We start from the raw sequence: 14,158 nt of genomic DNA on the forward strand, positions 1-14,158 counted from the left end.
TGCCTGTTCGGCAATCCCGATTCGAGACATTTTCATGCCGAAATCGAGGATTACTGAACGGCGGGTCATAAATCTCAGCTGGTAAAGCATTGACGCATCTTTTCACCCCGCACGGCACCTATGGTAAACCAAATGCTAACCGGGTTCGGCGATGAATAGTCTTCCTGAGATGAAGAAGGAGGAAAAGATGTCCGTTCGCAACGCCGCAAGGCGCTTCACCAGCGTCCTGACGGCCGCCAGCCTCTCGCTTGCTTTGCTCATGCCCAGCGGGCCGGCTTTTGCCGATGCCGGCTTCCGCCAATGGGTCGCCAGCTTCCGTGCTACCGCCGTGGCGAGCGGCGTTTCCGGCTCCGTCTACGACCAGGCATTCAAGGGCATCAACGATGCTGACCCGGTGGTACTGGAAAAGGCCCGTACTCAACCCGAATTCACCGCACCCGCCTGGGATTATTTCGACAACCGCGTCCATGACCAGTCGGTCGCCGTCGGCCAGCAGATGGCAAGGAAATGGAAGCCTTGGCTGGACAGGATCGAGGCAAGATACGGCGTCGACCGCTACATCCTGCTGGCCATCTGGTCTATGGAATCGAACTACGGCGAAACTCTCAAGCGCGATGATATCATGCGCAATGTCGTGCGCTCGCTGGCGACGCTTGGTTATGCCGATCCGAAGCGAGCGAAATTTGCCCGCACCCAGCTGATCGCGGCGCTGAAGATCCTGCAGACCGGCGACATCGACGAAAGCCATCTCAGCGGCTCATGGGCCGGCGCGATGGGCCATACCCAGTTCATCCCCACCAGCTACCAGTCCTATGCGGTCGATATGGACGGCAACGGCAAGCGCGACATCTGGAATTCGATTCCCGACGCACTGGCGACAGCCGCCAATTTGCTGAGGAAGAACGGCTGGCAGGCAGGCAAGACCTGGGGTTATGAGGTCAGCCTTCCGGACGGCAAGAAGCTGCCCGGAGGCTCAAAGTCGCTGTCGCAATGGCAGGCGCTGGGGGTCAGCCGTGCCAACGGCAAGCCGTTCAAGAACGGTGCGGACAAGGCGACGTTGAAGCTGCCCGGCGGCAGCGGCGGGCCGGCTTTCCTGATGATCAAGAATTTCTCGGTCATCAAGCGTTACAACAATGCCGACAAATATGCGCTCGCCGTGGGCCTTCTTGCCGACGAAATTGCCGGCTATGGCGGGCTTGTGCAGGACTGGAAGCGACCGTTTACCAAGCTCTCCTTCGAGGAAAGGCAGGAGCTTCAGAAGCGACTTTCCGAGCACGGCTATTACGACGGCAAGTTCGACGGCAAGATCGGTGACGGATCGAAAACCGCCATCATGGCCTTCCAGGCAAAGGCTGGCTTGACCCAGGACGGGTATCCGAGCAAGGAAGTGCTGAAATGGCTCAGGCAGAACTAGAGCCGGTTGCGGGATGGAGAGGGTGATTGGTTTCGGCTGCGCGCATCCGGTTAATCGTTCGTCGCGTGCCGATCCTCGTTCTGGCGATCGCCGTTCTGGCGGTCGGCGGCGCCAGTGCCTTTCATACCGCGGCCATGGCGCAGGAGCCGGAAAGTCGTGGCTGGTCGCTGCGCGACCTGTTGTTTCCGCGCAGAAGCGAGCGGTTTGAGCAGCCGCCGCCCGAATACCAGCGAGAATTCCAGAGAACAAAGCCCAGGCCCAAGCTGAGAAAGCCCCGGTCAGTTAGCCGGCCGCCGCCGGCCGAGCCGACAACCCCAGTGGCCGAGAAGGCGCCGGGTGCACGCGTCGTTCTGGTGGTCGGCGATTTCATGGCGTCTGGGCTGGCTGAGGGGCTCGACGCCGCGTTTGCTGAAAACACCGGCGTCAGGATCGTCGTCCGTGCCAACGGATCGTCGGGCTTCGTGCGTGACGATGTCTACAACTGGCCAGAACAGGTCAAGTCGCTGATCGCTGCCGAAAAACCGGCAGCCGTCGTCGTCATGCTCGGATCCAACGACCGGCAGCAGATGCGCGTCGGCGATGTACGCGAGCAGCCGCGATCCGAAAACTGGACCAAGGAATACGAGCGCCGGACCGATGCGTTCGGCAAGGCCATCGCCGCAACCAAGGTGCCGTATCTGTGGGTCGGCATGCCGGCCTTCCGGGTCTCGAAAATGACCTCCGACATGCTGGCCTTCAACGACATCTTCCGCTCGTCCGCCGAAAGCCACGGCGGCGAATTCGTCGACGTCTGGGACGGGTTCGTCGACGAGAACGGCGCCTTCATCACCAGCGGACCGGACATCAACGGCCAATCGGTGCGCCTGCGCACCGACGACGGCATCAACATGTCGAAGGCCGGCAAGCGCAAGCTCGCCTTCTATACCGAAAAGCCGCTGATGAAGATCCTGGGGCTGGCCGCGCCAGGAAGCGTGGTGACGGCTTCTGCCCCGGCCGGCGCTCCCGTCGAGGCGCCGGCACCTGCCGCGGCACCGATAGCTGTCGATCGCACCGTGCCGATGCTGCTCAGCGATCCGGCGCTGGACGGCGGCTCGGAACTTCTCGGCGCCGCCCCGCCGGCAAAAGCTGACAAGAATTTGCCGGGCGAAAGGCTGATCGTCGAGGGCAAGGCGCCCGACGCCTCACCGGGCCGCGCCGACGATTTCTCCTGGCCGCCCAAGACACAGCCTGCGACGGCGGCCGCATCCGATACGACGACGGCGATCCGCCAGTAAACAGAACCTCTTCGGAACGGGCTCAGCGCGGCAGCACGCTCGATCCCATCAGCGCCTCGTCGATGGCGCGCGCCGCCTGGCGACCCTCGCGGATCGCCCAGACGACCAGCGACTGGCCGCGCCGCACGTCGCCCGCCGCATAGAGCCTTTCGACGCTGGTCCTGTAGTCCCGGTCATTGGCCTCGACATTCTTCGAACGGCGGCTGTCGGTGACGATCTTCATCTGCCCGTCGAGTTCCGAGATCGGCCCGCGAGCGGCTGGCCCGGCAAAGCCGATGGCGATGAACGCGAGATCGGCGCGGATGACGAATTCCGTGCCCGCGATCGGCTTGCGCTTTTCGTCGACCTCGCAGCATTTGACCCCGGTCAGCTGGCCGTCTTCGCCGATGAATTCAAGCGTCGCCACCTGGAATTCGCGCTCGGCGCCTTCGGCCTGCGACGATGACGTGCGCATCTTGGTCGCCCAGTAGGGCCAGACCGACAGCTTGTCCTCCTTTTCCGGCGGCTGCGGCCGGATGTCGAGCTGGGTGACGCGTACCGCGCCCTGGCGGAAGGCGGTGCCGACGCAGTCTGAGGCAGTGTCGCCGCCGCCGACGACGACGACGTGCTGGCCGCCGGCGACGATCGGGCGCGACGGCCATGCCACCGACTGGATCGGCTCGCCGCCGATACGCTTGTTCTGCTGCACCAGATACGGCATGGCGTCGTGCACGCCGTCGAGATCGTCGCCCGGGATGTTGGCCGGGCGCGGCGTTTCGGAGCCGCCGCAATAGAGCACGGCGTCATATTCGGCGAGCAGTTCGGCGACCGGCTTGTCGACGCCGACATTGACGCCGCAATGGAAGCTGACACCTTCGCCCTGCATCTGCTCGATGCGCCGGTCGATATAATGCTTCTCGATCTTGAAATCGGGGATGCCGTAGCGCATCAGCCCGCCCGGCCGGCTCTCGCGCTCATAGACGTGAACGTCATGGCCTGCGCGGCCGAGTTGCTGGGCAGCCGCCATGCCTGCCGGCCCCGAGCCGATGATCGCGACGCGCTTGCCGGTCTTCCGTTCCGGCGGATAGGGCCGGATATGGCCGGTTTCATAGGCTTTGTCGGCAATGGCCTGCTCGATGGTCTTGATGGCGACCGGAATATCCTCGAGGTTCAGCGTGCAGGCTTCCTCGCAAGGTGCGGGGCAGATGCGGCCGGTAAATTCCGGAAAATTGTTGGTCGAATGCAGGTTGCGGATCGCGTTTTCCCAGTCGCCATTGTAGACGAGGTCGTTCCAGTCCGGGATCTGGTTGTGGATCGGGCAGCCGGTCGGTCCATGGCAATAAGGAATGCCGCAATCCATGCACCGCGCGGCCTGTTTCTCGACCTCCTTGTCCGACATCGGCAGCGTGAACTCGCGGAAATGCCGGATGCGGTCGGAAGCCGGCTGGTACTTGTGCACCTGCCGGTCGATCTCGAGAAACCCTGTTACCTTGCCCATAGTCCAGTCCCTGCTGTCCGGAAGGCACGCCTGGCGACGCACCCGTTAACCTCATAAGGCAGCTGTGGCAACCTTCAGTCCGAGGTCAGGATTGTTGATGAAGATGGTTGCCGGGACGCATGGCCTCCCGGCAATTTCCAAATCTATTCCGCCGCCACGTTCATGCGCATCCGCTCCATCTCGATCAGCGCGCGGCGGTATTCGACCGGCATGATCTTCCGGAATTTCGGCCGGAAAGTCGCCCAGTCGTCGAGGATTTCGCGACCTCGTACCGAGCCGGTGTAGTGGACGTGGTTGGAGATCAGCTGGTAGAGCCGCTCCTCGTCATGGCTGGTCATATCGCCGGATACGTCGACACGGCCCTTATGGTCGAGATCGCCGCCATGGTGGAGCAGCTTTTCCATCAGGTCGTCCTCTTCCGGAACCGGCTCCAGCTCGACCATCGCCATGTTGCAGCGTTCGGCGAAATCACCCGCCTCGTCGAGCACATAGGCGACGCCGCCCGACATGCCGGCGGCGAAGTTGCGGCCGGTCTGGCCGATGACGACGACGATACCGCCAGTCATGTATTCGCAACCATGGTCGCCGACGCCTTCAACGACGGCGGCGACACCCGAATTGCGCACGGCAAAACGCTCGCCGGCAACGCCGCAGAAATAGGCCTCGCCCTCGGTTGCGCCGTAGAGCACGGTATTGCCGACAATAATGGACTCGGCAGCAACGATTTTCGTGTTCTCCGGCGGGCGGATGACGATGCGGCCACCCGACAGGCCCTTGCCGACATAGTCGTTGGCGGCGCCCACCAGTTCGAACGAGACACCGCGCGCCAGGAAGGCGCCAAAGGACTGGCCGGCCGTGCCGGTGAGCTTGACCGAGATCGTGTCCTCGCGCAGGCCCTTGTGCTTGAAGCGCTTTGCCACCTCGCCCGACAGCATGGCGCCGGTCGAACGGTCGACGTTGCGGATCGGCAGTTCGATACTGACCGGCTGCCTGGCTTCGAGCGCCGGCTTTGCGAGGTCGATCAGCTTGCGGTCGAGCACGTCGTCGATCGGATGCTTCTGCCGCTCGGTCCAGTGCACCGCCTCGTGCGGCGCATCGGGCTTGTAGAACATCTTGCTGAAGTCGAGCCCGCGTGCCTTCCAGTGCTGGATCAGCTCGCGCTTTTCCAGAAGGTCGGTGTCGCCGATGATCTGGTCGAGATGGGTGTAGCCCATCTCGGCAAGCACCGCCCGCACCTCTTCCGCCACATAGAAGAAGAAGTTGATGACGTGCTCGGGCGTGCCCTTGAAGCGCTTGCGCAGCACCGGGTCCTGTGTCGCGACGCCGACGGGGCAGGTGTTGAGATGGCACTTGCGCATCATGATGCAGCCGGCCGCGATCAACGGCGCGGTCGAAAAGCCGAACTCGTCGGCGCCGAGCAGTGCGCCGATAATGACGTCACGCCCGGTGCGCAGGCCGCCATCGACCTGCAGCGCGACGCGCGACCTGAGGCCGTTGAGCACCAGCGTCTGGTGCGTCTCGGCAAGGCCCATCTCCCACGGGCTGCCGGCATGCTTGAGCGAGGTCAGCGGCGAGGCACCGGTGCCGCCGTCATAGCCTGATATGGTGATGTGGTCGGCACGCGCCTTGGCGACGCCGGCCGCAACCGTGCCGACGCCGACTTCCGAGACCAGCTTGACCGATACGTCGGCCGCCGGATTGACGTTCTTCAGGTCGTAGATGAGCTGCGCCAGATCCTCGATCGAATAGATGTCGTGATGCGGCGGCGGCGAGATCAGGCCGACGCCCGGCGTCGAGTGCCTGACCTTTGCTATGGTCGCATCGACCTTGTGACCCGGCAGCTGGCCGCCCTCGCCTGGCTTCGCCCCTTGCGCGACCTTGATCTGCATCATGTCGGAATTGACAAGATACTCCGCCGTGACGCCAAAGCGTCCCGAGGCGACCTGCTTGATCGCCGAGCGTTCGGGGTTCTTGCCGCCGCCCGGCAGTGGCAGATAGCGATCGGCCTCTTCGCCGCCCTCGCCGGTGTTCGACTTGCCGCCGATGGCGTTCATGGCGCGCGCCAGCGTCGTGTGCGCTTCCCTTGAGATCGAGCCGAAGGACATCGCCCCGGTCGAGAAGCGCTTGACGATATCGGCCGCCGGCATCACCTCGTCGAGCTTGACCTTCTTGCGCCCGGTCTCTTGCGCAAGCTTGATCTTGAACAGGCCGCGAATGGTCTGCGCCTGCGCCGTCTCGCTGTCGATCTGGGCGGAATAGTCCTTGAACGTCTCCCACGAGCCTTGGCGCACGGCGTGCTGCAAGGTCGCCACTGCGTCGGGCGACCAGATATGGGCCTCGCCGCGCATGCGGAACATGTATTCGCCGCCGACCTCGAGGCTGTTGCGCAGCACCGGGTCGTTGCCGAAGCCGTCGGTGTGGCGGCTGACGGTTTCGGCGGCGATCTCGTCCAGCCCGACGCCTTCGATCAGCGTCGCCGTGCCGGTGAAGTACTTCTGCACGAAATCCGACTTGAGCCCGATGGCGTCGAAGATCTGCGCGCCGCAATAGGACTGGTAGGTCGAGATGCCCATCTTGGACATCACCTTGAGGATGCCCTTGCCGATCGACTTGATGTAGCGGGAGACGACCTCGTAGGCATCGACCTCCGCTGGCAATTCGCCACGCTTGTGCATGTCGAGCAGCGTGTCGAAAGCGAGATAGGGATTGATCGCCTCGGCGCCGTAGCCGGCGAGACAGCAGAAATGATGCACCTCGCGCGGCTCGCCGGATTCCACGACGAGCCCAACCGAGGTGCGCAATCCCTTGCGGATCAAATGATGATGCACGGCCGCCGTTGCCAGCAGCGCCGGAATGGCAATGCGATCCGGGCCGAGCTGACGGTCCGAAAGGATGATGATGTTGTAGCCGCCGGCGACCGCCGCCTCGGCGCGCTCGCACAGCCGGTCGATGGCGCCCTGCATGCCGGCCGCGCCTTCATTCGAACCGTAAGTGATGTCGATCGTCTTGGTGTCGAAACGGTCTTCGGTGTGGCCGACGGAGCGCAGCTTCTCCAGATCGCCATTCGTCAGGATCGGTTGGCGCACTTCGAGCCGCTTGCGGCGCGAATTGCCGACAAGATCGAAGATGTTGGGCCGCGGCCCGATGAAGGACACCAGGCTCATCACCAGCTCCTCGCGGATCGGGTCGATCGGCGGATTGGTGACCTGTGCGAAATTCTGCTTGAAATAGGTGTAGAGCAGCTTCGATCTGTCCGACATTGCCGAAATCGGCGTGTCGGTACCCATCGAGCCGACGGCTTCCTGGCCGGTGGTCGCCATCGGCGACATCAACAGCTTGGTGTCCTCCTGGGTGTAGCCAAACGCCTGCTGGCGGTCGAGCAGTGAGACATCCCTGCGCAGGGCGCGCGGCTCGACCGGGTTCAGATCCTCGAGGATGAGCTGTGTGTTGGCGAGCCAGCTCTTGTAGGGATGCCTGGTCGCGATCTCCGACTTGATTTCCTCGTCGGAAACGATGCGGCCCTTGTCCAGGTCGATCAGCAGCATGCGGCCGGGCTGCAGCCGCCACTTCTTGACGATCCTTTCCTCCGGCACTGGCAGCACGCCGGCTTCCGAAGCCATGATGACGCGGTCGTCATCGGTGACGATGTAGCGCGCCGGCCGCAGCCCGTTGCGGTCGAGCGTGGCACCGATCTGGCGGCCGTCGGTGAAGGCAACCGCCGCTGGCCCGTCCCACGGCTCCATCAGCGCTGCGTGATACTCGTAGAAGGCCTTGCGGTCCTGACCCATCAGCTTGTTGCCGGCCCAGGCTTCCGGGATCAGCATCATCATGGCGTGGGCGAGCGAATAGCCGCCCTGCGTCAGGAATTCGAGCGCATTGTCGAAGCAGGCGGTGTCCGACTGCCCTTCGTAGGAGATCGGCCACAGCTTCGAGATGTCGTTGCCGAACAGTTCGGAATCGACCGAAGCCTGCCGCGCCGCCATCCAGTTGACGTTGCCGCGCAGCGTGTTGATCTCGCCATTGTGGGCGACCATGCGGTAGGGATGCGCCAGCTTCCACGACGGGAACGTGTTGGTCGAGAAGCGCTGGTGGACAAGGATCAGCGCCGTCTCGAAACGCGGGTCGGTGAGGTCCTTGTAGTAGGCGCCGACCTGATAGGCCAGGAACATGCCCTTGTAGACGATGGTCCGCGACGACATCGAGACGACATAGAAGCCGTTATCGACGCCTTTGGTCTCCTCATGGATGCGACCGGAAATGACCTTGCGCAAGATGTAGAGCCGCCGCTCGTAGTCGTCGTCGTTCTCGATCTCGGCGCCGCGGCCCAGGAACACCTGCCGGTGCACCGGCTCGGAAGCGGCTATGTCGGGCGCCTTCGACAGCGACGAATTGTCGACCGGCACGTCGCGAAAGCCGAGCAGCGGCTGGCCCTCGAGCTGCGCCACCTCGGCGATGATGCCTTCGATATGCGCCTGCAGCTCCGGGTCGCGCGGCATGAACACCTGGCCGACGGCGTAGTGGCCGGGCTTCGGCAGTTCGACCCCTTGCTTGGCCATCTCCTCGCGGAAGAAGCGGTCCGGCAGCTGCACCAGCACGCCGGCGCCGTCACCCATCAGCGGATCGGCGCCGACCGCGCCGCGATGCGTCAGGTTTTCGAGCACGGCAAGGCCGTCCTCGACGATCTGGTGCGACTTCACGCCCTTCATGTTGACGATGAAGCCGACGCCGCAGGCATCATGCTCGTTGCGCGGATCATAGAGGCCGTGCGCGGCATAGCCGGTGTTGGTTCGCCCAATATTGGTCAGGGACGGATTTTTGACGGCTGCCGCTGTCGTCTGCGCGGCCTTCGTCGCAGATGGCGTCATGTCCGTCATCGTCCTGTCCTCCGTTCCGTCCCCTTCGGGCGCTGGTTTCCGTCGGGAAGCGCGGCTCCCCTTTCAATCTGCGGCACGTCTTGCGAAATTCTTGCCGACCGTGCGGCTTTCCGCATGGTTCGCATATGGTATTCGTACAGGCCGGAGCCAGACTGTCTAGCTGTCGCTCGCGGCAATGGCCGCAGAGGCGCAATCATATGCCAATGCGGCCAGTTTTGTGCGACAAAATAAGACAGTACTACTGTCCTAAATTTTTATGACAGAAATTTTGGATGCACACAAGACCGATTCACAAATTTCTTGAAGCTTTCGCGACAGAAAATTGCGCGGAACGCCGTGTCAGCGTAACCTTCCGTCGCTGCATCTACGCTCATGCGTTTCACTGGCTTTAGCGGATTTTCGGTATCTGCCCCTTGCGGCCGGCATGCGAAAGCGGCCAAGCTCGCACCGATTTCCCCAGCATAGGCAGACGCATGATTTTCGCTTCCGACAATTGGGCAGGCGCCCATCCCCGTATCGCTGCCGGCCTGTCGGCCCATGCCGACGGCTTCTCCACCGCCTATGGCGACGGCGTCCTCGACAAGGCAGTTTACCGGCGCTTCAATGAGATCTTCGAATGCGAAGTCGCGGTGTTTTTCGTCGCCACCGGCACCGCTGCCAATTCGCTGTCGCTGACTACCTATAACAAGCCAGGCGGCATTTCCTTCTGCCATCGCGAATCGCACATCATCGAGGACGAATGCGGTGCACCGGAATATTTCACCGGCGGTTCGCGGCTTTGTACAGTCGAAGGCGCACTCGGCAGGATCGATGCCGGCAATCTGGAACGGGCGGTGGACCGTTTCGCACCCGAAAACGTCCATTCCGGGCGGCCGGTTGCCGTTTCGATCACCCAGTCGACCGAAGTCGGCACCGTCTACACACTGAACGAAATCGCCAGGATTTCGGCGATCGCAAAGCAGCATGGACTGCCGCTGCACATGGATGGGGCCCGCTTTGCCAATGCGCTCGTCGCGCTGGAAACGACGCCGGCCGAAATGACCTGGAAGCATGGCGTTGACATCCTCTCCTTCGGCGGCACCAAGAATGGCTGTTGGTGCGCCGAGGCGATCGTGCTGTTCGACCTCGAGCGAGCCAAGGAATTGGCCTTTTTGCGTAAGCGCGCGGCCCAGCTGTTCTCGAAATCGCGCTTCATCGCCGCGCAATTCGATGCTTATTTCAGGGGTGGGCTGTGGCTCGACACAGCACGGCACGCCAATGCGATGGCGGCACGGCTTGCCGCGGCGATAGAAGATTCCCCTTCGGCCCGGCTGGCCTGGCTGCCGCAGGCGAACGAGGTCTTCGCAGTCATGAAAAAGGCCGAGGCCGAAAGAATGCAAGCGGCAGGGGCGGCCTTCCACGACTGGCACAGGCCGCTCGGCTACGACGGCTACATTGGCGAAGACGAAGCGCTCTATCGGTTTGTCACCAGCTTCGCGACCACGCCCGACGAGGTCGACCGTTTCGGCTACCTGCTCGCCGGATAGCAAGCCTTGCCCACCAGCAAAAAGAGCGGCGCATTGCTGCACCGCCCTTTCTTCCCGGGGAGTTGGCGTCCCGGAGTTTAGCTGCCTGGCTTAGGCGGCAGTCTTGGCCTCGATCTGCTTGGCCTTGGCCGGAGCCGAGGTGATCGCGATCTTGCGCGGCTTCAGCTCTTCGGGGATGTTGCGCTTGAGGTCGACGAAGAGCAGGCCGTTCTTCAGCGCGGCGCCGACAACCTCGACGTGATCGGCAAGCTGGAAGCGGCGCTCGAAGGCTCGGCTGGCGATACCGCGATAGAGCAGTTCGGAGCCTTCGCCATTGCCTTCCTCCTTGCGCTCACCCTTGACGGTCAGCACATTGCGGTGAGCTTCGATCGAAATCTCATCTTCCGAGAAGCCGGCCACAGCCATCGAGATGCGATAGGCATCCTCGCCCGTGCGCTCGATGTTGTAAGGCGGATACGTCTGGCCTTCCGGCTGCGCAAGCGAATCGAGCATGGTGAACAACCGGTCAAAACCGACGGTCGAACGGTAGAGCGGGGAAAAATCAACGTGACGCATAGTGTGTTCTCCTGTTGAGCAACAAGGTTGCGTATGGCCGGTGCGAAACCCGTGACGGCGTTCCGGATGGGCCAGCGGCCCCGACATTGGCGACCGCATGCCAAATTTGGGAAGCCGGCGACGGCATTTCAAGATTTTCCCGCGTCCGAACGGGACCGGTCCCCGGCCCACGTCCCGATGCCGATGAACGGCAGATGAACCGTGGCTTCGGCGAGCGTTCAGCCGGGCGGCACTAAAACTGTTCTCGAGATCACGAACAGGTCGCCGGAAAAGGCGACACGACGAGGCCGAACCGGGTGTAACGTCCCTTCCTCCCGGTCGACAGAGGCCGGAAGCACGCCAAGGCTGCTTCCGGCCTTACTTGTTCGCTGCCTGGCGGTCGACCTCCCCGGCGTCCCGAATTCCTTTGCTTTTGGCGCATGGGCGTTTATGCCTGACTTGCGCCCACACCGGCACCGACACCAACCAAAAACCGCATGACCGATCTTCTCCACCAGCCCCCTCTCTTCCAGGAAACTCCGGGCAATCCGCTGCCGGAAAACGCGGCCGGCGGCTTCTTCACCACGCGCGACGGCAAGAAGATCCGCTATGGGCTGTTTGCCGCGGTTGCCCGCCCGATGAAGGGCACCGTCGTCGTCCTGACCGGCCGCAACGAGTGCATCGAGAAGTATTTCGAGACCATTCGCAACCTTGCCGACCGGGGCTTTGGCGTGGCAACCCTCGACTGGCGCGGACAGGGCGCTTCCGACCGGCTGATCGGCGACCGACAGCGCGGCTTCGTCCGGAGCTTCTTCGATTACACCGGCGATCTGGAGCAGTTCTTCGAGGAGATCGTGCTGCCCGATTGCCGAGGACCCTACTACATACTGGCCCACTCGGCCGGCGCGGTGATTGCGCTGCTCGCCGCGCCCTCGATGGCGAACCGCGTGCGCCGCATGGTGCTGATCGCACCGTTCTTCACCGTGCCGGACCTGCCGGTTTCGGTAAAAACCGTCCGCCGCCTCTGTTCGCTGTTCTGCCTTCTCGGCCTTGGCCGGCTCTATGCCGCATGGGGGCCGCGGCCCAAGGAATCGGTGCCCTTCGCCATAAACAAGCTGACCAGCGACCCGGAACGCTATCGGCGCAACACGCTGATCTACGAAACCTATCCGCAGCTGGCGCTCGGCGGACCGACGATCCGCTGGCTGAAGGCGGCCACCGAGGCATCCTTGATCGTCAGCGACCCGGATTTCATGGCCAAGATCCAGGTGCCCTTGCTGATTATCGCCGCCGGCGCCGACCAGGTCGTCTCGACCAGGGCAGTCGAAGCCTATGCGAGACGTCTGCGCGTCGGCTCGCTAGTGATGATCGACGGCGCCCGCCATGAGATTCTCCAGGAAGCCGACCTCTATCGCGAGCAGTTGCTTGCGGCATTCGATGCCTTCATCCCCGGAACCGGCGACGCTGTTTGACCGCTTCGCCGGCGCCCGCCAACAAAGCCCGCACGGGTCGCTTGTCCGACGCAGCGTGCCCCCTTATTCCCGTTAAGGCATCGAGCGCTAGGTTGCTGCCAAAGAGAATGGAGGCCATTCGCCGGGAGAAAAACGACCATGAACGCATCGAATACGCTGTCACGTCAGGGGCATCGGCTACTGCAGATTGGCGTCGCGCTGCTGCTGTTTTCGTCATTCGAAGGGTTTGCAATACCGTATCTCGCCGCACCGCGGCTCGGACTGTCCGCGCACACGCTCAGCGCCCTGGAGGGCGTTCTCTTGCTGGGTCTAGGCCTCACATGGTCTAGGCTCAATCTCGGCGCGGCGACGTCGCGGATTGCTTTCTGGCTGCTGATCTATTCGGCTTTGGCGATCCTGGCCGCCTACGTGATCGCCAGCGCCTGGGCGGCCGGCAACGAGACTATGCCGTTGGCGGCCGGAGCCTTCCACGGAAGTGCCTTTCAGGAAGCTGTGATCAAAGGTGTGGCGTATTCGTCCGCGCCGACCGGCCTCATCTCTTTCGTGCTCATTTTGTGGGGCCTGCGTCTCTCGGACGCTTGGCCTGCCGACAGCTAATGCATGTCGCGCAGCGGTTTTGCGATAACATGCATAAAACAAGCGCGTCACATGAGTTCACTCAAACGCGACGCGATTTGCTTTAGGACCGTACCGCGGTTTCCGTCGGATTTGCGCAAAACAGACGCGTGGGTGCACCGGATGCTTAGCCGCGCAGCGCCGCCATCGCGGCTGCGTGCAGCTCAGGTGTCGCCGCCGCCAGGATGTCGCCGCCGTTTTCCGCCGGCCCGCCTTCGAAGGTGGTGACAACGCCGCCTGCCTTCTCGATGATCGGGATCAGCGCGACGATGTCGTACGGTTTCAATCCGGGATCGGCAACGATATCGACGCTGCCCGCCGCCACCATCGCGAAGGCATAGCAGTCGGTGCCGTAACGGGCGAGCTGGACCTGTTGCTCGAACAGGTCGTAGCGCAGGCGCGCGTCTCCCTTGAACAGCGCCGGCGTGGTGGTGAACAGCGTCGCCTCGGCGAGATTCGTCGTCTTGCGCGTAGCGAGTTTTCGGGAGCCACCGGGACCTTCATAATGCGAGCCGGAGGCATTGGCGTAGAACAACTCGCCGGTGAAGGGCTGCGACATCATGCCGGCGACGGCATCGCCGTCGACCGTCAGCCCGACCAGCGTGCCCCATACCGGCAGGCCGGAAATGAAGGCGCGCGTTCCATCGATCGGATCGATCACCCAGACATGCCGGCTGGAGATGTTTTCGCTGCCATGTTCCTCGCCGAGAATGCCGTGATCGGGGTATTGCGCTGATATCAGCGCCCGGATGGCGCGCTCGGCCTCGCGGTCGGCCTCGGTGACCGGGTCGAAGCTGCCGCGCTCCTTGTTGGTGACCGCGCCCTGGCTGCGGAAGCGCGGCAAGGTCTCCGCTGCGGCGGCACGCGCAATGCGCCGCATGAACTCGATGCTGATGTCCAACTGATTCTCCCGCTCCAGCATGTTTGGAGATACCCGTTTGCCTAGGGATTTATGCCGAAACAAGGGCGTTC

Annotated in this window: 9 protein-coding genes; 5 read left to right on the plus strand and 4 right to left on the minus strand. The window is 63.0% G+C overall.

Going from position 1 to position 14,158, the window contains the following annotated elements; genetic code table 11:
- Positions 1-187: 187 nt before the first annotated feature.
- Both NKJ15_RS04820 and NKJ15_RS04825 read left to right on the plus strand, forming a co-directional pair.
- Positions 188-1,414, plus strand: a complete 1,227-nt coding sequence (locus NKJ15_RS04820; RefSeq protein ID WP_352564889.1) for a lytic murein transglycosylase — start codon at positions 188-190, stop codon at positions 1,412-1,414.
- A 26-nt stretch (positions 1,415-1,440) separates the two neighbouring features.
- Entirely contained in the window at positions 1,441-2,688 is a 1,248-nt protein-coding gene (locus tag NKJ15_RS04825) for an SGNH/GDSL hydrolase family protein (protein WP_352814358.1), read from the plus strand.
- 22 nt (positions 2,689-2,710) lie between these two features.
- On the opposite strand, the gene NKJ15_RS04830 is transcribed toward NKJ15_RS04825, so the two are convergent.
- Together NKJ15_RS04830 and gltB are read right to left on the minus strand one after the other, a co-directional pair.
- A complete protein-coding gene (locus tag NKJ15_RS04830; protein ID WP_352469525.1) occupies positions 2,711-4,165 on the minus strand; it encodes a glutamate synthase subunit beta in 1,455 nt (484 codons plus the stop codon).
- A 143-nt stretch (positions 4,166-4,308) separates the two neighbouring features.
- Entirely contained in the window at positions 4,309-9,039 is a 4,731-nt protein-coding gene (gene gltB, locus NKJ15_RS04835; RefSeq protein WP_352814360.1) for a glutamate synthase large subunit, read from the minus strand.
- Between the two features lie 473 nt (positions 9,040-9,512).
- On the opposite strand from gltB, the gene NKJ15_RS04840 reads away from it, so the two are divergent.
- Positions 9,513-10,565, plus strand: coding sequence for a threonine aldolase family protein (locus tag NKJ15_RS04840; protein ID WP_352612903.1), 1,053 nt, complete (start codon positions 9,513-9,515; stop codon positions 10,563-10,565).
- Between the two features lie 90 nt (positions 10,566-10,655).
- On the opposite strand, the gene NKJ15_RS04845 is transcribed toward NKJ15_RS04840, so the two are convergent.
- Positions 10,656-11,120 carry an Hsp20 family protein gene (locus NKJ15_RS04845; RefSeq protein ID WP_023675381.1) on the minus strand — a complete coding sequence of 155 codons (465 nt, stop codon included), beginning with the start codon at positions 11,118-11,120 and terminating at the stop codon, positions 10,656-10,658.
- 476 nt (positions 11,121-11,596) lie between these two features.
- On the opposite strand from NKJ15_RS04845, the gene NKJ15_RS04850 reads away from it, so the two are divergent.
- Together NKJ15_RS04850 and NKJ15_RS04855 are read left to right on the plus strand one after the other, a co-directional pair.
- Positions 11,597-12,571: an alpha/beta fold hydrolase gene (locus NKJ15_RS04850; protein ID WP_352814362.1), complete on the plus strand. Its 975-nt coding sequence runs from the start codon at positions 11,597-11,599 to the stop codon at positions 12,569-12,571.
- Positions 12,572-12,709: 138 nt separating this feature from the next.
- Positions 12,710-13,168, plus strand: a complete 459-nt coding sequence (locus NKJ15_RS04855) for a styrene oxide isomerase (protein WP_352682506.1) — start codon at positions 12,710-12,712, stop codon at positions 13,166-13,168.
- A gap of 145 nt (positions 13,169-13,313) precedes the next feature.
- On the opposite strand, the gene hisN is transcribed toward NKJ15_RS04855, so the two are convergent.
- Entirely contained in the window at positions 13,314-14,087 is a 774-nt protein-coding gene (hisN, locus tag NKJ15_RS04860) for a histidinol-phosphatase (RefSeq protein WP_352814364.1), read from the minus strand.
- Between the last annotated feature and the right edge of the window lie 71 nt (positions 14,088-14,158).

This window comes from Mesorhizobium sp. M0207 (genome assembly GCF_040321995.1).
Lineage (GTDB): Bacteria > Pseudomonadota > Alphaproteobacteria > Rhizobiales > Rhizobiaceae > Mesorhizobium.